Here is a 23,024-nt window from a genome sequence, read left to right on the forward strand (position 1 = left end):
GAACACCTCGTTGCAGAAACCGTGCCAGTTTTGCCTGGCTGGTAAGTGCCTGTTTTCGTTGATAACTCCTTCAGCCTCAAAAAATACCTGGCGTTAATAACCATTTTTATTTGGCCTGTTACACCATTAACCGGTATAAACGACCAATGGAAATGGACCACAACACGCCGATGCTCGGCGCCTCGCCTGCATTCGGCGCGATGCTGGAACAGGTCTCGCGTCTCGCTCCGCTGGACCGGCCGGCGCTGATCATCGGCGAGCGCGGCACCGGCAAGGAACTCGTGGCCGCACGCCTGCATTACCTGTCGCCGCGCTGGGAACAGCCCCTCGTCAAGCTCAACTGTGCGGCGCTGACCGAGAGCCTGCTCGAGTCCGAGCTGTTCGGTCACGAGGCCGGCGCATTCACCGGCGCGACCCGGCGCCACATCGGCCGCTTCGAGCGCGCGGACGGGGGCAGCCTGTTCCTCGACGAACTGGGCACTCTTCCGGCCCGCATGCAGGAGAAGATCCTGCGTGTCATCGAGTACGGCGAGTTCGAGCGCGTCGGCGGCAGCGAGACGCTGCAGTGCGACGTGCGCATCGTCGGCGCGACGAACGAGAACCTGCCCCTGCTCGCGCATGAGGGACGGTTTCGCGCGGACCTGCTGGACCGGCTGGCGTTCGACGTGATCAACGTGCCGCCGCTGCGGGCCCGTCCCGAGGACATTCTCGAACTCGCGCAGCATTTCGCAGTGGGGTTCACCGCCGAGCTCAAGCGACCGTTCTTCCCCGGTTTCAGCGACCGGGCCCTCGATGCATTGCTGGCCTGGCCCTGGCCGGGCAACGTGCGTGAGTTGAAGAACGCCGTCGAGCGCTCGATCTATCGCGCGGCCGAGCCCGAGGCACCCGTCGACGAAATCCACTTCGATCCCTTCGCGCAAGCGCAGCGGCCCGCCGGCGCCACGCCACCGCCGGCTGCACTGCCGCTGGACTTTCGTGAAGTCGTCGGCGAATTCGAACGACGGCTGCTGACCCGGGCCCTCTCTGCCAGCGACGGCAACCGGCGCCGCGCCGCAGAATCGCTCGGGCTGAGTTACGACCAGCTGCGGGGACTGCTGCGCAAGCACGGGATCGGCGGCAATGGGCGGGCCGGCCGGCCGCCGGCCCGGTCCTGAGAAGTGTCTTCAGGCCTGCCCGGCGACCGACGCCTTGTGCCAGCCCCCGTCGGAACCGGCTTCCTCCCGCAACAACAGCGCAGCAAATTCCTTCGGCGGCAGCGGACGACTGAACAGGTAGCCCTGCATCAGGTCGCAGCCGAGCTCACCCAACAGCACCCGTTGCGCGTCGTCCTCCACGCCTTCGGCGACGATCGCCATGTCCAGTCGTTTGCCGAGGGAAATGATCGCGCCGACCATTGCCGCCTGTCGGACGTCCGTGGCCAGCGTACGAATGAACGCCCTGTCCAGCTTGAGTATGTTGGCCGGCAGCTGGGTGAGGTACACCAGCGAAGAATATCCCGTGCCGAAATCGTCGAGCGCGATCTGCACACCGATCTCCCTGAGACGGGCGAGCGCCTGGACCGTGAGCTGCGACCTGTCCACCGCGGTCTGCTCGAGGATCTCCAGCTCCAGGCGTCGCGGGTCGAGGTCGCTGGCCGCCAATACGCGGGAGACCGAGTCCACGAATCCCGGCCCGCTGAATTGCGCCGGTGCGACGTTCACTGACATTGCGATCGGGGGGAGACCCGCGCGATCCCACGCGGCGAGCTGCGCGCAAGCGGTCCGCATCACCCAGTCACCAAGACGATCCGACATGCCGATCTCGTCCGCCAGGCCGAGGAAATCCCCCGGCATGAGCAGCTTGCCACCGGACGGCAGCTAGCGGATCAGGGCTTCGGCACCCGTGATCCGCCCTGTCGCAATCTCGACCTTGGGCTGGAAGTGAAGCAGGAACTCGTTGCGATCCAGCGCCGAGCGAAGACGCTGGACGTTGCCGAAACGCTCCCTGGCCCGGGTATTGGTTTCCTCCGAGTAGAAACGGTAGCTGCCGCGACTCTTCACCTTGGCCTCGTGCATGGCGGAATCCGCACCCTTCAGCAGATCCTCGAAGGTCGCGCCATTGTCCGGAAAGAGTGCGATACCGATGCTGGCCGCGGAGCTCACCGAATGCCCCTGCAGTGAGACAGGCTGAGCAAGGGCCGCGAGCAGTTCCTCCGCGCGGTTGCTCGCGACCGTGGTTCTTGCGTCATACGAAACATCTGGCACGAGGACGACGAATGCATCGCCGTTCAGCCGCGCCAGGGATTCGCCTTCCTTCAGGTGTTGCAACATCCGGCCCGCAAGCTGCACCAGCAACTCGTCGCCCAGCGCATGCCCCAGGCCGTCGTTGACGGCCTTCAAATCATCCAGGTCCAGCAGCAGCACCGCCGCGGCCGAAGCGCTCTTGCCGGCCCTGTCGATCGCTTGCTCGACCCGGTCGCGCAACACCACCTGGTTAGGCAACTGCGTCAGGCCGTCGAAATGCGTATTACGGTAGAGCTTTTCTTCCCAGGCCAGCCCGGTCTGCGCTACCGCGAGGCGGTCGGCGATGCTGCGTCCTGCCTGCTGCAGGTCGCCTCGCTGGGCGGGAGATTCCCGGTAGCCTGCGATCAGCGCCACCTGCCGCTCACCGGCCGGCGGGGTCGAGAACACCCAGGCACAAGACAAACCCTGTGCGAAAAGATGGCCCATCATCTCGCCCCGAGCGTGCTCGGTCCCGACCTCGAGCCAGCGCGTCGCGCCCGAAAGCAGTTCGCGCATAGCCGTGTCCACCGGGGCTTTCGCACCTGACACTTGCTGGCGGCCTTGGGCCAGCCGCCAACGCAGTTCCCACGATGGGTCGGATGCCAGGCCGTCGAATCGAACTACCGCGACGAGATCGCAATCGAGCGCTGCCGGCGTGTCCTCCATCACGGTCTTCAACAGCGTATCGATGGGTGCGCCGGACAGGACTGCGCGATCCAGTTCCGCGAGCAGTCGCAGCAGGCTGAACTTGTTCTTGAGGCGACGCCGCATCACGTCGAAGGCGCGCCCCACGTCGTCGAACTCGTCGCCACCGGACACCTTCACCACCTGGTGGAAACGGCCGTCCGCGAGCCGGTCTGCGGCCAGGACCAGGTCGTCGAGCGGCTGAAACTGCCGGCGAATCTGCCGCATGGCCAGCCAGATGGCGACGGCCAATGCCAGTGCCAGGACAACCGGAAAAACGCGGTGAAACCGGCCCAGCGCGGCGAGCACCTCGGCTTGCGGCTGCATCGTGACGGCGTAAAAGCCGGGGCTGGCGTAAGCCGCAGGCAAAAGGGCACGCCAATAGGCGACCAGGTACTCCTGCCCACCCATTCGCCGGCCGATCACGCCAGCGTGTTCATCCGATTTCAGGGCCAGGCCGAGCGGTACCTGCGGAGCCTCCTCGGAGCAGAACAAGACCGTCCCGTCCAGGCTGAGTGCACAGTAGGGCCGTGCCATCACTTCGTTCCGCCACAGGGCGAGCGGACGCAACTCGGCATGGACGATGCGCGACCCGGGTGGGCGCAGCATGAACATGGCGAGCTGCCCACCGGACGTGATCCGCAGCACGAAACCGCCTTGTTCCAGGTGCTGCCGCTCCGCGGCATCGAGCGTGACTCCTTCCTCGCTATCCGTCAGCCAGCCGACGCGGGAGAAGCCTTGGCTGAACAATGCGCCGGCCGAGCCGGCATCGATCATCTCTGTCTCGAGCGCCGCGAGCGTTTGCGCATAGCTCGCCAGTCGGCCGACCACCAGCATTCCGTAATTCTTGCTTTCGGCGCGCAACTGCGCCTCGCCCACCTCGACCAGGTGGCCGCGCATGTGGAGATAGGAGAACGCGCCGAAGAACAGCAAGGGACCCAGCGCCACAACCAGGAACAGCACGAACAGTCGTCGCGCGACGCGGCTTTGCAGGTAAGCGCCCAGCATGTCAGTGATCCGCGGCCAACCCGATAAACGCTCCGTTTCCGGCACGCAGGATGTCATCCCGCGCGGCGCGCGCGGTGAGCGCCAGGCTGCTGACACCATCCGGCCCCAAGCTGTAGAGATCGAAATCGCTGTTGAGCGGATTGAGATTACGATCCTTGCGCACCATGCCCCGGGGCACGCCGATCGCGATGTTCAGATAAACGTACGGGTTGCCCCAAGGGTCCGACGGAATCGTGCGCCCCAGCGCAGCAAGGTCCGGCGGGAACGCGAAATTGTCCGAGCGATAGCGCTCTATGAAGGCACTCAACTCGGTCAGCGTGGCGACGGCCTGCGCGGTCCTGGCGCGGTTCACCGCCCCCTGGTAAGCAGGTATCGCGATCGCCGCAATCAGGCTGACGACGACCAGCGCCATCATCAATTCCAGCAACGTGAAGCCGCCGGCCGCACGAACGCTTCCTCTGTTCGAATCAGCCATCGACGATCCTTTGACCCATTACGACTCACCGTGTATCGGCCGTACCGGCCAAAAGTTGAATAAGGCTCTACAACATTGCCTTTGGAGTACGATATGGGCGGCTGAAACAAGGTCGGCCGCGCTCCGGCGCGCCGGAATTTCACCTACGGACGTGTTGCGAGGCACCATGACGATCATCGGCACCCCTTCAACCGACACTGCCACTCGTCTGCTGCTGCTGGGCGCCGGGGAACTCGGCAAGGAAGTCGCCATCGAGGCGCAGCGCCTGGGCGTCGAGGTCATCGCGGTCGATCGTTATGCCGGCGCGCCGGCCATGCAGGTCGCGCACCGCAGCCACGTCGTCGACATGCTCGACCGCGCGGCGCTGCGCACCCTGATCGAACTCGAGAAACCTGCCTTGATCGTTCCCGAGATCGAGGCGATCGCCACGGCGGAACTGGTGGCGCTGGAGGCCGAAGGCTATCGCGTGATCCCGACGGCCGGCGCCGCGCGCCTGACCATGGATCGCGAGGGCATCCGGCGGCTGGCGGCGGAAACGCTCGGCCTGGCCACATCTCCTTTCCGCTTCGCCGACGACGAGGCGGGCTACCGTGACGCGATCGCCGCGATCGGCCTGCCGTGCGTCGTCAAGCCGGTGATGAGCTCGTCGGGCAAAGGGCAATCCACGGTGCGCAACGAGGCGGACGTGGCTCGCGCCTGGCAATACTCGCAGCAGGGCGGCCGGACAGGGGCCGGACGCGTCATCGTCGAGGGGTTCGTCGAGTTCGATTACGAGATCACGCTGCTGACGGTGCGCCACGGCGGCGAGACCAGTTTCTGCGCGCCGATCGGCCACCTGCAGGTCGATGGCGACTATCGCGAATCCTGGCAGCCGCAGCCGATGAGCGCGCTGGCCCTGGAGCGCGCGCGCGAGATCGCGGCGGCCGTGACCGGGCACTTGGGCGGCAGCGGCATTTTCGGCGTCGAGTTGTTCGTGCGCGGCGACGAAGTGCTGTTCAGCGAGGTCTCGCCACGGCCGCACGACACGGGCCTCGTGACTCTAGCGTCCCAGGCGCTGTCACAGTTCGCCCTGCATGTGCGCGCAATTCTCGGCCTGCCGATTCCCGAGATTCGCCAGTGGGGACCCGCTGCATCCTGCGCCATCCTCGGGGAGGGCGAGTCGGCCCGTATCTCCTATGCCGCGGTGGACGACGTTCTCGCGGAACCCGAGACCGAGTTGCGCCTGTTCGGCAAGCCCCAGATCCACGGCCGGCGACGCCTCGGCGTCGCGCTGGCGCGTGCTGCGAGCGTGGACGAGGCGCGCGCCAAGGCGCGCCGGGCTGCCGGCCGGCTGCAGATCCGCTACTGAGCGCGGGATGCGCGGGACGTGGCGCCCCGAGGGATGCCGCGTTCCACGCCTGCCGTTCGCTCAGGGGGCAGTGATCTTGATGCCGCCGCTGCCGGTGGACACCGTGGCGCTGCCCTCGCCCGCGCCGATCACGCCGCGAAAACGGTTACGGCTGGTCTCGACGTTGCTGATGGCCGGGACATCCACGCGGATGCCGCCGCTGCCGCTGGCCAGCGCAAGCTGCAGCGAAAGCGGCGCATTGCTGCGCAGCTCGACGCCGCCGCTGCCGGTGTCGATCTCCAGGTCGCGCACGGCGCCGAGGTCGCCCTCGAGCTTGACGCTGCCGGAGCCCGTGTCCACGAGCAGGCCGGGGCCGAGGACGATACCCTCGCCGCGCACCGAACCCGAGCCCGTATCGACATGCAGGGAGCCGGCGACATCCACCAGGCGCACCCCGCCCGACCCGGTATCCACCATGACCCGCCGGCTCCGGGCATCCGTGATCGCGACGCCGCCGCTGCCGGTATCTGCAACGATCTCGCCGTCGATACCGCGCAACTCGATTTTCCCGGAGCCCGTGTCCGCCGTGACGTCGCCGAGGACGTTCTCGATGTTCACGTTGCCACTGCCCGTGTCGGCCAGGACGCCACCGCGGAAACTGGCGACGGTGACGTGACCGGAGCCCGTGTCGGCCACCAGCCTGCCGGCGCCGTCGCTAACGTTGACATGACCGTAGCGCGTCGCCAGGGTGAGATCGGCCGCCACGTCGGCCGCATGGACCGGGCCGACGGCCTGGCGAACGCCGAGACGACTGTCGGCCGGCACCGCGATCTCGAGGTCCACGCGCACCAGGTCGCCGCCGGAGGTCGTCACCCGGATCTTGCGATCCTGGTACTCGATCCGTGCATCGAGCCGCCGGATCTCGTCGCCCGCGTAGCGAATACGCGAGAGATCGTCGGGATATTCCACGACCACCTCGAGTACGCCGCGCCGTTCACGCGTCGTGAGGCGGACCGCGTCGGCGATCGCCAGGTCGTCGGCGGAGACGCTCGCACGGATCACCAACTCGTCCTCGCCCGGCGCCAGGCGCACGGCACCGACCAGGTTGTGCACCTCGATCGGGACGGCCTCTGAGAGGCGCAGTTCCAGCATGCGTTCGGCGGCCAGCGCAGGGGCACTCATCGCCAGCGCGAGCATCACCAGGATCGTCTTGCGCGTATTCACCTCAGTTCACCTCCATTTCAACCGTGACCCGCGAGACGACGCGTGCGACGCCCGGCGTCTCGGACGCGATCCGCAGCGCGTTTTCGAGTCGCAACAAGTCGCTCACGCGACCGTGGAGGGTCACCACGTCGCCACTCGAGGCAACCGTGATGTCCTCGCCGGCCAGCGCCGAATCGGCCTCGAAGCGTGCCGCAACCTCACCAGCCAGCGTTGAATCGACGCGGCTCGGCTCTACCACGGCAGCTTCATCCGTCCGGGGCGACCACTCCACGTTGCCGCGCCCCGGCGTGGCCTCGTTACCGATCACCAGCACGCAACCGCTGCTCATCGCCAGCGCGGTCAGCGTCGCGACCACGGTGCTGCGGCGCAGGGATCTCTTGTCGTACATACGGTTCATCCTCTGGGTCTTCATTGATAAATTCCTGCTGATAAATTCCTGCTCGCCGGGAGACCGGACAGTCCGGGCGATCTCTATCTCAGGACTCGTCGCGCCAGCGCCGCAGCCAGACGGCGCCCGCCAGGAGCGCAAGGCCCAGGGCGATGCCCACCCACAGGGACGGCGCGGCCAGCAGGCGCCCCGGCGTCAGCATTTCGCCCAGCGCGGGGACCATGACCTCGGCGGCCTGGCCGCCTTCGATGTTGATCATCATGCCTTGCCCGTCGCCCTGGAACGCCAGCTCGAAACCGCCGCTGAAGCGATGTCCGAGCCATTTCGCGAAATGGGTGCTGCCCAGCAGCGTACGCTCCGCGACCACCACCAGGATCGGCGGCAGCAAGGCCCAGCCCAGCACGGCACGCTTCGCGAACGCGGACACCAGCAGCAACCAACCGTGCAGCGGGACGAACCAGAGGGCCTGGACCAGCAGCAGGTAGGCCAGCATGCCCGTGACGTGCGCCAGCGCGCCGGGGCCGCTGGTGAACCCCGCCCCCGTGCCGGCCCACAGCAGGGTCATGCTGCCGATCAGCCAGACGAGGATGGCGGTGACCAGGAACACGAGGATGGTCAGCAACGGGATCGCGGCGACGCCCGTCAGGTACTTGGAAGCCACCGTCCGGAGATCGGACACCGGCAGGGATTTCCAGAACAGGATGCTGCGGTCCTTGCGTTCCGCATAGAGCGCGTCGAGCAAGTAGAAGAACACGACGAAAGCGGTCACGGAGGCCATGACCGCGGCCATCGGCATGAACAATACCTTCAGGGCGGCCGAGATCTCGACGGCGTCGGCTCCCTGGCCGAAATCGAAGACGGTCATGCCGTCGCCGATCCCGCCGACGCGCACCAGGCCGACGACCGCCAGCAGGGCCGCCACGACGAACAGCGCGCCGAAGACTGAGTTCACGGCCCAGCTCGCGCGGTGCTCGATCAGTTCGCGGCGAACCAGGGTCATCATCGCGTTCATGGCGCAGCCCTCCGGACCTTGGCGACGAACAGGTCGGCGACGCCCGGCAGGCGGATTTCGCCGAGCGGCTCCAGCTCGCTGCGTGCGCGGCCTTCGAAAATGAAATGGTGCCGCCCGAGGCCCTGTCGTTCGTACAAGGGCCCGAGACGGCGCGCCGCCTCGGCCCCATCCGGCCGGGTCGCCACTTCCAGGTACTTCTCGCCCAGCGTGTCCATGCTCTCGTCGAGCACGATGCGGCCCTGGCTGATGAACATCAGGTCGGTGAGAATGTGTTCGACCTCCTCGACCTGGTGTGTCGTGAGCAGGATGGTGCGCTCTTCGTCGAAATAATCGTTCAGCAGCGCCGCGTAAAATTCCTTCCGGTAGATGATGTCGAGCCCGAGCGTCGGCTCGTCCAGCACCAGCAAACGTGCATCGATGGCCATGACCAGCGCCAGGTGCAACTGCGTGACCATGCCTTTCGACAGGGCGCTGATCTTGCTGTCGCGCTTGATCTCGGTGCGGGCCAGGAACGCCTCGGCCCGCTCGCGGCTGAAGCGGGGATGCAGGCCCGCCGTGATGTCGAGCGCCTGGCGGACCCGCAGCCACCGGGGCAATACCGCGACATCCGCGATGAAAGAAACCTGGCGCATCAGCTCGGCGCGCTGGCGGCGCGGATCCAGGCCGAGCACCTCGAGCTGGCCCTCGAAGGGCCCGAGCCCGAGGATGGCTTTCAATGCCGTGGTCTTGCCGGCGCCGTTGGGGCCGATCAGGCCGACGATGCGTCCGGCGGGAATCTCGAAATCGACGCCGTCCAGCGCCACGGTGCTGCCGTAGCGCCGCGCAAGTCCCTTGGCTCGTATCACGGGTGTCACCGGGAATTCTCCTTTTCGTCCAGCTGTTCGCGGGCCAGCGCCAGCAATTCATCGATATCCAGCTCGAGGCGGGCGATCGTCGCGACCACCTCGGGCCACTGCTCGGTCACGAAGGCCTGCCGCTCGTCCTTCATCAGCGCGGCGCCGGCGCCCTCGCGGACATACATGCCCCGCCCGCGCCGTTTTTCCACGAGACCTTCGTCCACGAGTTCCTGGTAACCCTTCAGTACCGTCAGCGGGTTCAGCCGGTATTCGGCCGCGACATTTCGTACGGAGGGCAGCGCATCCCCGTCGGTGAGCACACCTTCGAGAATCATCGTCACCACGCGATCGCGCAGCTGCCGATAGATGGGCTGGGCGTCATTCCATTCGCCGTCCATGGACAGTCTCCTGAACCTCAGGCCATCATCGCGGCGAGGGTCAGGCAGGCGATGGCGAGAATGCTCAGCATCCGCATCGTCTGTTCGCTGTTTCTCGGTGCTTTCATCTCGAACCTCGCTGGCGGAATTTCACCTGACTGAACCGGTGTTGTAGTTGACTATAACACTACCGAAATAATTTGCAACCCCCTGTATAGCAATCGCCGCGAGCCGTGTGCCGCGCTGCTAAAATGCCGCGTACGCGCCGTCTTTCGCCCCGGGCCCTGCGCCGGGCGAGACGGCCGGCCCCCAGAACACCCAGAACAGGAAGTCACCCATGACCCAACCCACACGAGTCGCCATCACGGGCGCCGCCGGCCAGATCGGCTACCAGCTCGCCTTCCGCATCGCCTCCGGCCAGCTGCTCGGCCCGGACACCCCCGTCATCCTGCAGCTGCTCGAAATCCCTCCGGCGCTGGGTGCGCTCAAGGGCGTCGAGATGGAATTGCTCGACTGCGCTTTCCCGACGCTCGCCGGCGTGGTCGCCACCGACCAGCCGGCCGAGGCTTTCGGTGATGCGAACTACGCCCTGCTGGTCGGCGCGAAACCGCGCGGTCCGGGGATGGAGCGCAAGGACCTGCTGATGGAGAACGCGAAGATCTTCTCCGCCCAGGGCAAGGCGCTGAACGACCACGCCGACCGCAAGGTGCGCGTACTGGTCGTGGGCAACCCGGCCAACACCAATGCGCTGATCGCCTATTCGAACGCACCCGACCTGGACCATGCGCGCTTCACCGCCATGACCCGGCTCGACCACAACCGCGCGCTCGCCCAGCTGGCCGGGAAAACCGGCACGCCGGTGAAAGACATCCGCCAGATGACCATCTGGGGCAACCATTCCGCCACCCAGTACCCGGACATCAGCCACTGTACCGTGGCCGGCAAGCCGGCGCCTTCGCTGGTGGACGAGGCCTGGGTGAAAGACGACTTCATTCCCACCGTGCAGCAGCGCGGCGCGGCCATCATCAAGGCGCGCGGACTCTCGTCGGCGGCCTCCGCCGCGTCCTCGGCCATCGACCACGTGCACGACTGGGCGCTGGGCAGTCCGGAGGACGACTGGGTCAGCATGGCGGTCCCGTCGGACGGCAGCTATGGCGTGGCCGAGGGGATCGTGTATTCCTTCCCGGTGCGCTGCAAGAACGGCCGCTGGGAGATCGTGCAGGGGCTGGAGATCAGCGACTTCAGCCGCGAGCGCATGAAGGCCACGGAGGCCGAGCTGCTCGAAGAGCGCGACGGGGTGAAGGACCTCCTGTAACCGATTCGCGGGCGCCGCCCTCCAGGCGGCGCCCGCCTCGTTCCCCTGCCGCTCGCCGCGGCGCAACCGGAGCGCCTCCCCCGCCGAAATCTTTGCGGCCCCCCGGCGTGGGGGTTATATTCAAACGCTTGTATGGCTTCATGACCTAGAAGCCACAGGCCCGCAATCTCGAGGGGATGCATCGTGGCGACTCTGTTCTGGTTCCTCCTGTTCGTCGGCGGCGCGATCGCGCTGGCCTATCGTCGCGTCAGCCTGGGCGTGTTCACCGCCTCCGCCGGCGCCGCCCTGCTCGCCTACACCATTTTCGGCAGCGGCGGCGTGTTGTGGACGCTGTTGTTGTGGGTGCTGTTCGCGGGCCTGGTGGCGCTGAACGTCGAGGACTTCCGGCGCGAGCGGCTGACCCGCCCGATGCTCAAGATGTACCGCAAGATGCTGCCCTCGATGTCGCGTACCGAGCGCGAGGCGCTGGAAGCCGGCACGGTGTGGTGGGAGGGCGAGCTGTTCGCCGGCGTGCCGCGCTGGAACAAGCTGCTCGGCGCCCCCGCCCCGCAGCTCTCGGAAGAAGAGCAGGCCTTCCTCGACGGCCCGTGCGAAGAGCTGTGCCGCATGAACGACGAGTGGCAGGTGACGCACTCGCTGCAGGACCTCGCGCCGGAGACCTGGAAGTTCCTGCGCGAGAACGGCTTTTTCGCCATGATCATCCCCAAGCACTACGGCGGGCTCGAGTTCTCGGCCTATGCCCACAGCCAGGTGCTGACGAAAGTCGCCAGCCGCAGCGCCACGCTGGCCTCGACGGTCGCCGTGCCCAACTCCCTCGGCCCCGCCGAGCTGCTGCACAAGTACGGCACCGAAGAGCAGAAGAACCGCTGGTTGCCCGGCCTGGCCGACGGCACCGAGATTCCCTGCTTCGGCCTCACCAGTCCGCGCGCCGGCTCGGACGCCGCCTCCATCCCCGATACCGGCGTCGTATGCAAGAAAACTGTCGATGGCGAGGAAGTCCTCGGCCTCCGCATGAACTTCTCCAAGCGCTACATCACCCTCGCGCCGGTCGCTACCGTGGTCGGCGTGGCGTTCCGCCTGTTCGATCCCGAAGGGCTGCTGGGCGATGAGAAGGACCTCGGCATCACCCTGGCGCTGGTCCCCGCAGGGACGCCCGGCATGGAGATCGGCCGCCGCCACCTGCCGCTGTCCGTGCCGTTCATGAACGGCCCGATCGAGGGCAAGGACGTGTTCGTGCCGCTGGACGCCATCATCGGCGGACCGAAGATGGCCGGCCAGGGCTGGCGCATGCTCATGGAGTGCCTGTCGGTGGGCCGCTGCATCTCCCTGCCATCCAACGCCAACGGCGGCGCCAAGGCCGGCGTGTTCGCGACCGGGGCCTACGGACGCATCCGCAAGCAGTTCGGCATGCCGATCGGCCGCTTCGAGGGCGTGCAGGAAGCGCTTGCACGCATGGCCGGCCTCGCCTACATCGTCGACGCGGCCCGCAGCGTGACCATCGCGGCCGTGGATGCCGGCGAGAAGCCGGCGGTGCCCGCCGCGATTCTGAAGTACCACTGCACGGAAATGGCCCGCGTGGTCGCCAACGACGCCATGGACATTCATGGCGGCAAGGCGATTTGCATGGGGCCGGGCAACTATCTCGGCACCGGTTACGACTCGATCCCGGTCATGATCACGGTCGAAGGCGCGAACATCCTGACGCGCAGCCTGATGATCTTCGGCCAGGGTGCGATCCGTTGCCATCCCTTCGTGCTGAAGGAAATCCATGCCGCCCAGGACCCGGACCGGGAAGCCGGGCTCGAGGCCTTCGACCAGGCGCTGTTCGGCCACATCGGCTACGCCTTCTCCAATGCGGCGCGCGCCTTCGTGCTCGGCCTGACGGGGGCGCGTGGCGCCGACAGCCCGACGCGCGGCCCGACGCGGCGTTATTACCAGCACATCGGCCGCTTCAGCGCCGCCTTCGCGCTGGTCTCCGATACCGCCATGCTGACGCTCGGCGGGGCGCTGAAGAAAAAAGAGATGCTCTCCGCGCGGCTGGGGGACATCCTGTCGAACCTGTACCTCGCCTCGATGGTGCTCAAGCATTTCGAGAACCAGGGACGTCGCGAGGCGGACCTGCCGCTGGTCGAGTGGGCCAGCCGCTTCCTGCTGTACCGTGCCCAGGAACAGTTGCACGGTTTCCTGCGGAATTTCCCGGTGCGTTCCGTGTCCTGGCTGCTGCGCTTCATCGTGTTCCCGCGGGGGCGCGGCTTCAGCGCGCCGCGCGACCGGCTCTCGCGGCGCATCGTCGAGGGCGTCATCAACCCCGGCGAGATGCGCGACCGTCTCTGCGAGGGCGTCTACCGCACAGTGGAGCCGGGCAACCCGCTCGGCCTGCTGCAGGAGGCGATGGAGCTGTCGATCGAGGTGGCGCCGCTGGAGAAGCGGGTCCGCAAGGGCGTCAAGGAAGGCGCCATCACCGCGCTCGATTTCGCCGGCCAGCTGGACGAGGCGGTCGCCGCGGAGATCCTGACGACCGAAGAGGCCGCACGGCTGCGCGAGGCCGACGAGAAAGTCATGGCCCTGATCCATGTCGATGATTTCGCGCCGGAAGATTTGAAGCCCTTGGTGCAGCCGCCCAAGCCCGCTGCGAAACGCCGTCGCACGACGACACGGCGCAAGGAACCCGCGTCAACCGTGTCGGACGACGTGTAGCCCGGGCCAAAAAACCGGGGCGCCGTGCAAGACAGCAGCCTCATCTACGAGGTCACGCTCGAGCCGGACCCCGAGATCCTGGGGGACTTCGAGGCGTGGCTCGAATACCACGTCGATGAGATGCTCGAACTGCCGGGCTTTACCGGCGCGACCATTCACAAGGCGGAAAACCCGGACACGGGCGCCCCGTTGCGCGTCGTCCGTTACGAGTTGCTCGACCGGCCGGCGCTGCAGCGTTACCTGGAGGAACACGCCGCCCGGATGCGCGCGCAGGGTATCGAGCGCTTCGGCGGACGGTTCCGCGCCAGCCGGCGAATAGTGTTCGAGGGCCGCGACGCGGCGCTGACCGATGCGCGGCCCTGCCCGAATTGCAGCGAGCTCCTCTGGGGCCAGTACTGCGCGAACTGTGGCCAGCGTGCACGCACGCGCATGATCACCTTCTGGGAACTGGTCAAGGACGCCGGCGACCTGGTGGCGTCGCTCGACTCGCGTCTCTGGCGCACCCTCGGCCTCCTGATGTTCCGTCCGGGCCGCCTGACGCTGAACTATCTCCAGGGCCGGCGGGCCAGTTACGTGCCGCCCGCCCGCCTCTTCATCGCGACCAGCATCGTGTTCTTCTTCGTCGCATCGCTGAACACCCAGGTCGAGTTCGGTCCGGGGGACGTGGTCTACGAGGCACAGGACGGTTTCGGCGAGGTCGAGGCGCCGGACGCGGATGGTCCCGATACGCCCGCGACACCGGAGGCAACCGAAGCACCGGACACCGAATCCGACAAAGGCACCGATATCGAGGGAGAAGTCGGCGGCATCCATTTCGACGGCGACTGCAACGTCGACTACTCGGATGTGCCGGACTGGCTCGTGCGGCTCGTGCCCGAGCAGCGCGCCGAGGACATATGCGAACGCATCACGGCGGATCGCGGCCGCTCATTCTCCCAGGCGTTGCTGAGCAACGTGCCCGCGATGATGTTCCTGTTCCTGCCGCTCATGGCGCTGGTCATGAAACTGGCCTATCCGCTGTCCGGGCGGTATTACGCCGAGCACCTGCTGTTCCTGGTGCATTACCACTCGTTTTTCTACCTCCTGAATCTTTCGGTGATGCTGCTGCGCCGGGTCAGCGAACGGGACTTCTTCCCGGCCTTCCTCGAGATGCCGATCGGGCTGCTGATCGCCGGCGCGTTCGTCTACATCCCGATCTACCTGTTCCGCGCCATGCGCGTGGTCTACGGCCAGGGATTCTGGCTGACGGCGTTCAAGTACACATTGCTGGCCATCGCCTACTTCCTGGCGTTGCTGACGACCTTCCTGGGCCTGCTGCTCTACACGGCCGTGACGCTGTAGCGGATTGCCCCGGGCCGGTCACCGGTGCATCATCGTCCACCCTGCGGCGGAAACGCACGCGCGACCACGTTGCCATGTACGCAAGCTTCTTCGGCCTCAACGAGAAACCGTTCTCCATCACGCCCGATCCGCGGTACCTGTACCTCGGGCGCCGGCATGCGGAGGCGCTCGCGCATCTCCTGTACGGCATCACCGAGAGCGGCGGCTTCATCCAGTTGACCGGCGAGGTCGGGACCGGCAAGACGACCGTGGTCCGCAGCCTGCTCGAGCAACTGCCCGAACACGCGGAAGTGGCGCTGGTGCTCAACCCGCGCCTGTCGCCGGCGGAGTTCCTGCTCACGATCTGCGAAGAGCTGCATGTCGAGGTGCCGGACCGTTCCAGCCCGAAGGCCGTGGTAGACGCCCTCAACCGGCACCTTCTCGAGGCCCATGCCGCGGGGCGCCGCGTCGTGCTGATCGTCGACGAGGCGCAGAATCTATCCGCGGACGTGCTGGAACAGATCCGGCTGTTGACCAACCTGGAAACGGCCAAGCAGAAGTTGCTGCAGATCATCCTGATCGGGCAACCCGAGCTGCGCGAGGTGCTGGCGCGCAGCGACCTGCGCCAGCTGGCGCAGCGCATCACCGGCCGTTACCACCTCGAGCCGCTGGAGGCGGACGAGCTGCGCGCCTACGTGCGCCATCGCCTCGAAGTCGCGGGCAGCCGCGCCGAGCTGTTCACGCCGGGTGCGGTCAAGGCCCTGCACCATCATTCCGGCGGCGTCCCGCGGCTGGTGAACGTGATCGCGGACCGGGCGTTGCTCGGCGCCTGGGCCAGGGAGGAGACCGTCGTCTCTCCCGCCATGGCGCGCAAGGCGGCCAGCGAAGTCTTCGGCGAACCCCGACGGCGAAGCCGCCGGCGGGTGCCGCTCGCGGCGTTGTTGATGCTCGGCATCGCCCTCGCCATTCTCGCCGGGGTCGGGACCGCGCTGCTGCGCGAGCATTTCGCGAGCCCTGCCGGCATATCGACCGTGCAATCCACCGGGGTGCCGGAGGCGGCGAACAGCCGTGCCATGGTCCCGGCGAGCGGCGCGGCGCCGGTTCCGGCGCTCGGCCTTGCCGAGCCGGCCCGGGACGATGAGCCCGGCGGCGCATCCGCTGCCGGGATCGCTCCCGTCAGCGCCGACGATGCCGGCCCCGCCACGCCCGATCCCGCCGCCATGGCGCATCAAAACCCCGCGGCGGAAAGCGTTCCGGTACGCGAGTCCGCCCCTCCCCTGGCGGAACGCCTGGCGCTCGGCGAGCTGGCGACCGGGACGGACCAGGCCTTCACCGCCCTGCTGGGCCGCTGGCAGCTGACGTACCGGCCGACCGCGGGCCCGGCCTGCGAGCAGGTGGCGGCCCAGGGACTGCAGTGCCTGCTGCAACGCGGCACCTGGGGAGAACTGGCGGCGCTCAACCGGCCGGCCATCCTGGTGCTCAGCGATCGCGACGGTCGCGAACACCAGCTGGTGCTCAACCGGGTCAGCGACGGCATGGCGGAACTCGTCGCCGGACAGCAGGCGATCACCGTGCCCCTCGGCGAACTGCTCACGTTGTGGTTCGGCGAGTATCTGCTGCTGTGGCGGGCCGAGGCCGGGGACGGCCGAGTCCTGGCGCGCGGCGCCACCGGCACCGACGTGTTGTGGCTGCGAAGGGTCCTCGGCGAATTGCGCGGTGCGCCGGTACTGCCGGCAGACTCCCGGACTTACGACCCCGGCCTCGAGGCGGCAGTGCGGGAGTTCCAGCGCAGCCGGCGGCTCGCAGCAGACGGCATCGCGGGGGCGATGACCCTGATCTCGGTGAACGAAGCGCTCGACCTCCCCGGCCGGGAGCGCCTGCAGGACGACACCTGACATGTCGCTGATCCTCGATGCACTGCGGAAATCGGAGCACCAGCGGCAGCGCGAAGGCGGGCCCGGGCTCGCGATCGTGCCGGAAAGCACGTCCCCCCGAAGGCCGGGTCCCTGGACGCTGCTGCTCGGCGGCCTGCTGCTGCTCAACCTCGTGGTCATCGCGGCGGTTTTTCTTTTCGACGGCGACGAGGCGGGACCCGTGGTCGCGGATCCGCCGGCGGCTCCCGCCCAAGGTGTCACGCGTGCCGCTCCCACGGCATCGACCGGGCCGCGCACGGTTTCACCTGTCGGCGCGAACTCACTGCCGCCGGCGGGCGAGTCGACGCTGCGCAGCGCCCCGGTAACGCTGCCGACACGGCCACCCCGCAACGAGGTGCGCTCACTGACGACCGAGACCGCCCCGCGCAGCAGCGCCGCTTCCGCGGAGCCCCGCCGCCCGGAAGCGTCGTCGACTCCGCAGTCCGGCTCGGTGGCCCGCGGACCGGACACGACCGAGACGTCCGGCTCCGGCTCGACCGCGTCAGGCCCGGCGAGGACTTCGCCAGGCACGGACCGCCAGGCCGGCGAGGACGCCCGGCTGCCGCGTTTCGCCGATCTCGTCGTGCGCGGGGAACTGGCGGTCCCCAATATGCATATCGACATCCACGTCTACAGCGCCGTGGCCGATGAGCGATTCGTGTTCATCAACATGCGTCGTTACAACGAGGGGCAGAAAACGCAGGAAGGCCCCGTCGTCGAGCGCATCGTGACCGACGGCGTGGTCATGGAACACCAGGGCCAGCGTTTCTTCATGCCCCGGGACTGACCGGCTATTCCGGGGGGACCGGCTCGAGCAACGCCGCGTCGTCATTCGCGGGACGGTTCACGCGCCGGCTCACGGGCCAGGCCTCCAGTGCGTCGTCCGGCGCGGGCGCGAGCACGGCCTGCAGCACGTCCGAAGACGCCGCACGGTCGAGCCAGGTCTCGCGGCCCGCGGCATCCAGGATCACCGGCATCCGGTCGTGCAGCGGCCGCATGAAGCCATTCGCGGCGGTCGTGATGATCGTGCAGGTGTGCAAGGGTTCGCCCCCGTCCGGCGACCACGTCTCCCACAGCCCGGCGAGGGCCAGCGGCTGTTCGTCCGCTGCGCGGATGAACCACGGCTGCTTTCCGGAGCCGCTTTTCCGCCATTCGAAAAAGCCGTCGGCGGGCACCAGGCAACGGCGCCGGCGGAACGCCGCACGAAAGGCCGGCTTGTCGCTGACGGTCTCGCCGCGGGCATTGATCATGCGGTTGCCGATGGCCGGATCCTTCGCCCAGAAGGGTACGAGGCCCCAGCGGGCCGTCGACAACATCCGTAGCGGCGACGCCGACGTGTCGCCTTCCTCCGGCGCGGACCAGCGCACGATGGGCACCCGTTGCGTGGGGGCGATGTTATAGCGTGGTGCGAAGTCACCCGCCGTGGACTCGACGGCACCGAACAGGCGGGCTACGGCCTGGGTCGGCGTGAAGAATGCGTAGCGGCCGCACATGTCACTCGCGGGTGCCCGTGCCCCTGTTCAACAGGTACAGCGAAAAACCGTACAAGAGGGCGATGGCGACGAAGATGATGCCGTAGGCGGTGCCGATCGGGATGTCGGACGTGCCGAGCACACCGTAGCGAAAGGCGTTGACCATGTAGAGGATCGGGTTGGCTCGCGACACCCCCTGCCAGAACTCGGGCAACAGGGAGATCGAATAGAACACGCCGCCAAGGTAGGTCAACGGCGTGAGCACGAAAGTCGGGACGATGCTGATGTCGTCGAACTTCTTGGCGAACACGGCGTTGATGAAACCGCCCAGCGAGAACACGATGGACGTCAATACGACGGTCGAAAGCACCACCCACGGATGCTGCACCTGCAGGCGCGTGAAAAACAGCGCGACGATGGTGACGATGGCGCCGACCATCAGGCCGCGGATCACGCCGCCCGCCACGTGGCCTATCAGGATCAGGGAGTTCGGCATCGGCGAGACGAGCATCTCCTCGATGTGGCGGCCGAACTTCGCGCCGAAGAAACTGCTGACGACGTTGCCGTAGGAGTGTGTGATCACCGCCAGCATGATCAGGCCGGGGGCGATGAACTCCATGTAGTTGAAGCCGTCCATCTGGCCGATGCGCCGCCCGATCAGGCTGCCGAAGATGATGAAATACAGCGTCATCGTGATCGCGGGCGGGACGATGGTCTGGACCCAGATCCGCACGATGCGGTTGTACTCCTTGATGATCAGCGTCGAGAGCGCGTACCACTGTTCGCGGAATTTCATCGCCGGGTCACCTCAGGCCGCCCGGCCGTCGGTCTTCTGGTCCACCAGGCGCATGAACAGTTCCTCGAGGCGATTGGTCTTGTTACGCATCGAGGCGATCCGGAGCCCGGCCGCGCTGAGTTCGGCAAACAGCGTGTTGATGTCCTGCCCGGCGGCCACGTCGACCTCCAGCGTGTTGGCATCGCGGAGTCGTGCCGCATATCCGTCGAGCTCCGGCGCCGCAGCAAGCTCCGTCTCCAGCGTCAGGACAAAAGTCTCGACCTGCAGCTTGCGCAGTACGCGGCTCATGCGGTCGTTCTCGATGATGCGTCCCTGGTCGATGATGGCGACATTGCGGCAGAGGTTCTCGGCTTCTTCCAGGTAATGGGTCGTGAGGATGATCGTGACGCCCTCGCCGTTGACCTTGCGCAGGTAGTCCCACATGGAACGGCGGATCTCGATATCCACGCCGGCCGTCGGCTCGTCGAGAATCAGCAGCTGCGGCTCGTGGACGAGGGCGCGTGCGATCATCAGGCGCCGTTTCATGCCCCCGGACAGCGAACGCGCGATGTCATGGCGACGATCCCACAGCTGCAGTTCGCGCAGGTATTTCTCCGTGCGCTCGAGGGCCACGCGGCGCGGCATGCCGTAATAGCCGCCCTGGGTCGCGACGATGCTCTCGACCTTCTCGAACTGGTTGAGGTTCAGTTCCTGCGGCACCAGCCCGATGCACGCCTTGGCGGCCGAAAAATCGCGGTCGATATCATGACCGAAGACCGTCGCCTGCCCGCCGGTCTTCGTGACGAGGGAGGTAATGATGCCGATGGTGGTGCTCTTGCCGGCGCCGTTCGGACCGAGCAGGGCGAAGAAATCCCCCTGCTCGACGCTCAGGTCGATGCCTTTCAGGGCCTGTACGCCGTTCGGATAGGTCTTCGCGAGTTGCTTGAGTTCGAGGGCTTTCATCGTGTGCCTGGTCATCGGGCGGCATGGCGCGCGGAACACGCGACCGGAGAGTCCGACCTAAACCGCTATTCTAGCAACCTTGGGCGAGGCGCGATGGGATCCGCCGTCAGCGCCGGAATCCGCGGGGCGCCGCCGTCGGGTTCTCGATGCCGAGGCAACGGCGGATCGTCCACTGCTTGCCGAGCGCCGCGAGCATGGCCAGCAGGCGCTCGTCCCCATGGCGGGCGGCATCGATCAGGCGCTTCCACAGCACATCGCGTCCCGCGAGCCGGCCTTTCAGCCGAGGTGTCGCGAGGGCGGCCACCGTGGCGAGTTGACCGATCTCCACGCCGGCCAGGCGCGAGCGGGTGCGTGCCGGCAGGCCGATCCACGCCGAGACGCTTTGCGGGTGCGCGCGGGCAAAGGCACGCAGGGCCGTGAGGGCCAGCAGGGTGAAGCGCTCGGCGCCGGGCTCGCGCGACACGTAACCCGGATCGAGGTCACGAACGCCTGGAGACAGCAGGCGCGCCCAGGTCGCTTCGTCCTGGAAACCGAAACCGAAGAGCGCGAACGGTACTGCGGCCAGCCGATGGCGGGCGTGGTGATCGAGCGAACGCAGGCGCGCGGTCACTTCACTGGAGAAGCCGGCATCCACTTCGGCAGCCATGAGCACCAGAAATCCCTCGTTCAGTTCAGCCAGGTCACGACCCAGAATAGTAGCTTCCCTTGTCATCTCTCCCCCCTGTGCCTGAGCAGCATAAGCGCTTCAGCGGTGGAGTTGAGCGGCCAATAATCACCGTCTCCGAGCAAAAATACCCACACGCCTGCCATATATGGTATTTTTAGACCAAATATAGCACCTGTTTATACTTTACTCATCATGGAGACTGTCGGTCCGCGAAAAAGGAGGCCGCCCGTGAGAACCACCGACGACCGTTACGCCGGCGAACAGGCCCGCTTCGAACTCGCACTTCGGCTGCTCGGGCATCAGGCGAGAACGCACATCATCACCGAGTGCACGGGCTTCAGCCAGGACCGCATCCGCAAGCTTTACGCCACCTACTTCAAGCACCGCGAAGGCAAGCGAATCAAGCGTCACCGGGGCAAATCGCCGTCCAGCGTCGAGTTCTTCGTTCGCAATCCGTGGGTCCAGGCCGAAGCATCGCTGCTGACCCACGTATTCGCGGCCTGGGGATTGCTACGCATCCTCCCGGATCTCGCCACGGCGGCCGTGACGCCGGCCGACCGCCAGGCCTTCGGAGAATCCTTCTGCGCCGCCTACGAAGCCTTCCGCGCCGAAAACCCGGATTCCGCCATCACTTTCGAGCATGCCTGGGGACTGCTGAACGCCCTGACCGCCGGCGACGAACTGCTGCTGCTGGATTGCGCGGACTGCAGAAGCTTCTATATCCATGATGCGCTGGCGCTCGACGGCCGACGCTGCCCCGCCTGCCGCGTGCCCACACGCCGTCCTGACGGCCACCGTCGCGTGGCGGCGGAACGCGGCGCGGATTGACCCTGCCGGGATGCGGGCAGCGTAGAATAACCGCCTGGTATGGCATCCGGAGCAGACATGGCGCACAACACCGCGGACCTTTGCGACGCCCACGAGTCCAGCCTGCACGTGCTCGAATCGATTTTTCAGCGCTACGGAAAGCTGCCCGCTTTCGACGGGCCGATCGCCACCGTCAAATGCTACGAGGACAACTCGAAGGTGCGCGAGGCGCTGTCCGAAGCGGGCGACGGCCGGATCCTGGTGGTGGACGGCGGCGGATCGCAGCGCCGCGCGCTGCTGGGCGACCAGCTGGCGGAACTGGCCGTGAAGAACGGCTGGAAGGGCATCGTCATCAACGGCGCGATCCGCGACTCGGCCACCATCGATACGCTCGAGATCGGCGTCCGCGCCCTCGGCACGATTCCCCTGAAGACCCACAAGCGTGGTGACGGCCAGCGCGACGTTTCCCTGAGCTTCGCGGGGGTGACGTTCCGCCCGGGGGAGCATCTCTATGCGGATGAGGACGGGATCGTCGTCGCGGCCAGGCCGCTCGACCACGGCGCCGGATGATCGCGACGGAAGCCAATTTTTTCGCCGCCTCGCCGCTCGAGCGGCTCGGCCATCTCCGCAGGGATACGGACTGGCTGCAGGCGGCCCGCGCGAGGGGGCAGTACCTCGCGATATGGCGCGGCAAGGTGCTGTTGCACAATGGCGGCCCGCCGGTCCCGGCCTGGCTGACCGCGGAAGTGCTGGCGGACCTGGGGGAGGTCGCGGAGAGCGTGCTGCTCGGCGAGCGCAACGGGACGCCGTGTTTCGTGGTCGGCCTGGCAGGCGACCGGCCGCCCCCCCTGCCCGGCGCCTTCGCGGAGCTCCGCGGAGCGGCCGGCACGCTTTCTCCGGCCGATGCGGCGCTGCTCGCCTATGGGCGCGCGATGGTGCTCTGGCACACCCGCCACGGTCACTGCAGCGCCTGCGGCACGCCGACCGGGATCATCGAGGCGGGCCACGCGCGCCAGTGCCCGACATGCGCCGCCAAGCACTTCCCGCGGGTCGATCCGGCGATCATCGTGCTGGTCGGCGATGCGGACCGTTGCCTGCTCGGCCGGCAAGCGGCCTGGCCGCCCGGCCGATACTCCACGATCGCCGGCTTCGTGGAACCCGGCGAGAGCCTGGAGGATGCGGTGCGGCGCGAGGTGCTGGAAGAAACGGGGGTCCGGATCGATGAAGTCGTTTATCACAGTTCCCAGCCGTGGCCGTTCCCGGCCTCGTTGATGCTCGGCTTCAGCGCGACCCCCGGGGAGGACGCCATCACGCTGCGGGACGGCGAACTGGAAGATGCGCGCTGGTTCAGCCGCGAGGACATTGCGACCGGCCGGGTCCTGTTGCCGCCGCGCGAGTCGATCGCTTACCGCCTGATCGGGACATGGTTCGATCGCGCACCCGGTCGCTGCCTCGTCCGCGAGGTCGAGCCCGCCTCGTGGCCGCCGCGGCCCGAAGCCTGAT

The 23,024-nt window shown here is 67.1% G+C and carries 22 protein-coding genes; 10 read left to right on the forward strand and 12 right to left on the reverse strand.

Annotation, left to right across the window (positions count from 1 at the left end; translation table 11 throughout):
* Positions 1-152 precede the first annotated feature (152 nt).
* Entirely contained in the window at positions 153-1,154 is a 1,002-nt protein-coding gene (locus G6032_RS13040; RefSeq protein ID WP_165282590.1) for a sigma 54-interacting transcriptional regulator, read from the forward strand.
* Between the two features lie 9 nt (positions 1,155-1,163).
* Here G6032_RS13040 and G6032_RS13045 read toward each other — a convergent pair whose 3' ends face one another.
* Genes G6032_RS13045 through G6032_RS13055 form a run of 3 tightly spaced genes read right to left on the reverse strand, consistent with a single transcriptional unit; the run spans position 1,164 to position 4,428 of the window.
* Positions 1,164-1,856, reverse strand: a complete 693-nt coding sequence (locus G6032_RS13045) for an EAL domain-containing protein (RefSeq protein WP_346763828.1) — start codon at positions 1,854-1,856, stop codon at positions 1,164-1,166.
* The gene (locus G6032_RS13050) at positions 1,857-3,953 is read right to left on the reverse strand and encodes a diguanylate cyclase (protein ID WP_165282592.1); all 2,097 of its coding nucleotides are present in this window, start codon (positions 3,951-3,953) and stop codon (positions 1,857-1,859) included.
* A gap of 1 nt (position 3,954) precedes the next feature.
* Positions 3,955-4,428, reverse strand: coding sequence for a type IV pilin protein (locus tag G6032_RS13055; protein ID WP_165282593.1), 474 nt, complete (start codon positions 4,426-4,428; stop codon positions 3,955-3,957).
* A 166-nt stretch (positions 4,429-4,594) separates the two neighbouring features.
* Between G6032_RS13055 and purT the strand changes: the two genes are divergently transcribed.
* Positions 4,595-5,776 (forward strand): formate-dependent phosphoribosylglycinamide formyltransferase, encoded by a 1,182-nt coding sequence (gene purT / locus G6032_RS13060; protein WP_165282594.1) that lies wholly within the window; start codon positions 4,595-4,597, stop codon positions 5,774-5,776.
* Positions 5,777-5,836: 60 nt separating this feature from the next.
* On the opposite strand, the gene G6032_RS13065 is transcribed toward purT, so the two are convergent.
* The 5 genes from G6032_RS13065 to G6032_RS13085 all read right to left on the reverse strand — a co-directional run bounded on the left by G6032_RS13065 (position 5,837) and on the right by G6032_RS13085 (position 9,613).
* Entirely contained in the window at positions 5,837-6,979 is a 1,143-nt protein-coding gene (locus G6032_RS13065) for a DUF4097 family beta strand repeat-containing protein (protein ID WP_165282595.1), read from the reverse strand.
* 1 nt (position 6,980) lies between these two features.
* Positions 6,981-7,367 carry a BON domain-containing protein gene (locus tag G6032_RS13070; protein ID WP_165282596.1) on the reverse strand — a complete coding sequence of 129 codons (387 nt, stop codon included), beginning with the start codon at positions 7,365-7,367 and terminating at the stop codon, positions 6,981-6,983.
* Between the two features lie 88 nt (positions 7,368-7,455).
* Positions 7,456-8,379, reverse strand: coding sequence for an ABC-2 transporter permease (locus tag G6032_RS13075; protein ID WP_165282597.1), 924 nt, complete (start codon positions 8,377-8,379; stop codon positions 7,456-7,458).
* Entirely contained in the window at positions 8,376-9,233 is an 858-nt protein-coding gene (locus G6032_RS13080; RefSeq protein ID WP_165282598.1) for an ABC transporter ATP-binding protein, read from the reverse strand. Before G6032_RS13080 ends, G6032_RS13075 begins: the two co-directional genes overlap by 4 nt.
* A complete protein-coding gene (locus G6032_RS13085) occupies positions 9,230-9,613 on the reverse strand; it encodes a GntR family transcriptional regulator (RefSeq protein WP_165282599.1) in 384 nt (127 codons plus the stop codon). Before G6032_RS13085 ends, G6032_RS13080 begins: the two co-directional genes overlap by 4 nt.
* 316 nt (positions 9,614-9,929) lie before the next feature.
* Here G6032_RS13085 and G6032_RS13090 point away from each other — a divergent pair, with 316 nt between their 5' ends.
* The 5 genes from G6032_RS13090 (at position 9,930) to G6032_RS13110 (ending at position 17,624) form a co-directional block, all read left to right on the forward strand.
* Complete coding sequence (locus G6032_RS13090) at positions 9,930-10,907, forward strand: malate dehydrogenase (protein ID WP_165282600.1); 978 nt, start codon at positions 9,930-9,932, stop codon at positions 10,905-10,907.
* 183 nt (positions 10,908-11,090) lie between these two features.
* Positions 11,091-13,604 carry an acyl-CoA dehydrogenase gene (locus G6032_RS13095; RefSeq protein ID WP_346763820.1) on the forward strand — a complete coding sequence of 838 codons (2,514 nt, stop codon included), beginning with the start codon at positions 11,091-11,093 and terminating at the stop codon, positions 13,602-13,604.
* Between the two features lie 24 nt (positions 13,605-13,628).
* Positions 13,629-14,945, forward strand: a complete 1,317-nt coding sequence (locus tag G6032_RS13100; RefSeq protein ID WP_165282601.1) for a DUF4286 family protein — start codon at positions 13,629-13,631, stop codon at positions 14,943-14,945.
* 74 nt (positions 14,946-15,019) lie between these two features.
* Positions 15,020-16,819, forward strand: coding sequence for an ExeA family protein (locus G6032_RS13105; protein ID WP_165282602.1), 1,800 nt, complete (start codon positions 15,020-15,022; stop codon positions 16,817-16,819).
* Between the two features lies 1 nt (position 16,820).
* Positions 16,821-17,624 carry a general secretion pathway protein GspB gene (locus G6032_RS13110; RefSeq protein ID WP_165282603.1) on the forward strand — a complete coding sequence of 268 codons (804 nt, stop codon included), beginning with the start codon at positions 16,821-16,823 and terminating at the stop codon, positions 17,622-17,624.
* Positions 17,625-17,628: 4 nt separating this feature from the next.
* Here the strand turns inward: G6032_RS13110 and G6032_RS13115 are convergent, their stop codons facing one another.
* The 4 genes from G6032_RS13115 to G6032_RS13130 all read right to left on the reverse strand — a co-directional run bounded on the left by G6032_RS13115 (position 17,629) and on the right by G6032_RS13130 (position 20,759).
* The gene (locus tag G6032_RS13115) at positions 17,629-18,330 is read right to left on the reverse strand and encodes an SOS response-associated peptidase (RefSeq protein WP_165282604.1); all 702 of its coding nucleotides are present in this window, start codon (positions 18,328-18,330) and stop codon (positions 17,629-17,631) included.
* Position 18,331: 1 nt separating this feature from the next.
* Entirely contained in the window at positions 18,332-19,105 is a 774-nt protein-coding gene (locus G6032_RS13120) for an ABC transporter permease (protein WP_165282605.1), read from the reverse strand.
* Between the two features lie 12 nt (positions 19,106-19,117).
* Positions 19,118-20,047, reverse strand: a complete 930-nt coding sequence (locus G6032_RS13125) for an ABC transporter ATP-binding protein (RefSeq protein ID WP_165282606.1) — start codon at positions 20,045-20,047, stop codon at positions 19,118-19,120.
* A 106-nt stretch (positions 20,048-20,153) separates the two neighbouring features.
* Positions 20,154-20,759: a hypothetical protein gene (locus tag G6032_RS13130; protein WP_165282607.1), complete on the reverse strand. Its 606-nt coding sequence runs from the start codon at positions 20,757-20,759 to the stop codon at positions 20,154-20,156.
* 183 nt (positions 20,760-20,942) lie between these two features.
* Between G6032_RS13130 and G6032_RS13135 the strand changes: the two genes are divergently transcribed.
* The 3 genes from G6032_RS13135 to nudC are packed head-to-tail and all read left to right on the forward strand — an operon-like array spanning position 20,943 to position 23,023.
* Positions 20,943-21,542, forward strand: coding sequence for a FlhC family transcriptional regulator (locus G6032_RS13135; RefSeq protein ID WP_165282608.1), 600 nt, complete (start codon positions 20,943-20,945; stop codon positions 21,540-21,542).
* Between the two features lie 57 nt (positions 21,543-21,599).
* Positions 21,600-22,091, forward strand: a complete 492-nt coding sequence (gene rraA, locus G6032_RS13140; protein WP_165282609.1) for a ribonuclease E activity regulator RraA — start codon at positions 21,600-21,602, stop codon at positions 22,089-22,091.
* A complete protein-coding gene (gene nudC / locus G6032_RS13145) occupies positions 22,088-23,023 on the forward strand; it encodes an NAD(+) diphosphatase (RefSeq protein ID WP_165282610.1) in 936 nt (311 codons plus the stop codon). The genes rraA and nudC overlap by 4 nt, the downstream gene beginning before the upstream one ends.
* Position 23,024: the final 1 nt, after the last annotated feature.

It is taken from the genome of Wenzhouxiangella sp. XN24 (genome assembly GCF_011064545.1).
Taxonomy (GTDB): Bacteria; Pseudomonadota; Gammaproteobacteria; order Steroidobacterales; family XN24; genus XN24.

What these genes read in the sequence shown, in the direction of transcription:
- G6032_RS13070 (WP_165282596.1), bottom strand. Translation starts at nt 7,367, where the DNA reads ATGTACGACAAGAGATCCCTGCGCCGCAGCACCGTGGTCGCGACGCTG.
- G6032_RS13115 (WP_165282604.1), bottom strand. Translation starts at nt 18,330, where the DNA reads ATGTGCGGCCGCTACGCATTCTTCACGCCGACCCAGGCCGTAGCCCGC.
- G6032_RS13050 (WP_165282592.1), bottom strand. Translation starts at nt 3,953, where the DNA reads ATGCTGGGCGCTTACCTGCAAAGCCGCGTCGCGCGACGACTGTTCGTG.
- G6032_RS13120 (WP_165282605.1), bottom strand. Translation starts at nt 19,105, where the DNA reads ATGAAATTCCGCGAACAGTGGTACGCGCTCTCGACGCTGATCATCAAG.
- G6032_RS13040 (WP_165282590.1), top strand. Translation starts at nt 153, where the DNA reads ATGGACCACAACACGCCGATGCTCGGCGCCTCGCCTGCATTCGGCGCG.
- G6032_RS13105 (WP_165282602.1), top strand. Translation starts at nt 15,020, where the DNA reads ATGTACGCAAGCTTCTTCGGCCTCAACGAGAAACCGTTCTCCATCACG.
- G6032_RS13055 (WP_165282593.1), bottom strand. Translation starts at nt 4,428, where the DNA reads ATGGCTGATTCGAACAGAGGAAGCGTTCGTGCGGCCGGCGGCTTCACG.
- G6032_RS13085 (WP_165282599.1), bottom strand. Translation starts at nt 9,613, where the DNA reads ATGGACGGCGAATGGAATGACGCCCAGCCCATCTATCGGCAGCTGCGC.
- purT (WP_165282594.1), top strand. Translation starts at nt 4,595, where the DNA reads ATGACGATCATCGGCACCCCTTCAACCGACACTGCCACTCGTCTGCTG.
- G6032_RS13090 (WP_165282600.1), top strand. Translation starts at nt 9,930, where the DNA reads ATGACCCAACCCACACGAGTCGCCATCACGGGCGCCGCCGGCCAGATC.
- G6032_RS13130 (WP_165282607.1), bottom strand. Translation starts at nt 20,759, where the DNA reads ATGACAAGGGAAGCTACTATTCTGGGTCGTGACCTGGCTGAACTGAAC.
- G6032_RS13075 (WP_165282597.1), bottom strand. Translation starts at nt 8,379, where the DNA reads ATGAACGCGATGATGACCCTGGTTCGCCGCGAACTGATCGAGCACCGC.
- nudC (WP_165282610.1), top strand. Translation starts at nt 22,088, where the DNA reads ATGATCGCGACGGAAGCCAATTTTTTCGCCGCCTCGCCGCTCGAGCGG.
- G6032_RS13110 (WP_165282603.1), top strand. Translation starts at nt 16,821, where the DNA reads ATGTCGCTGATCCTCGATGCACTGCGGAAATCGGAGCACCAGCGGCAG.
- rraA (WP_165282609.1), top strand. Translation starts at nt 21,600, where the DNA reads ATGGCGCACAACACCGCGGACCTTTGCGACGCCCACGAGTCCAGCCTG.
- G6032_RS13125 (WP_165282606.1), bottom strand. Translation starts at nt 20,047, where the DNA reads ATGAAAGCCCTCGAACTCAAGCAACTCGCGAAGACCTATCCGAACGGC.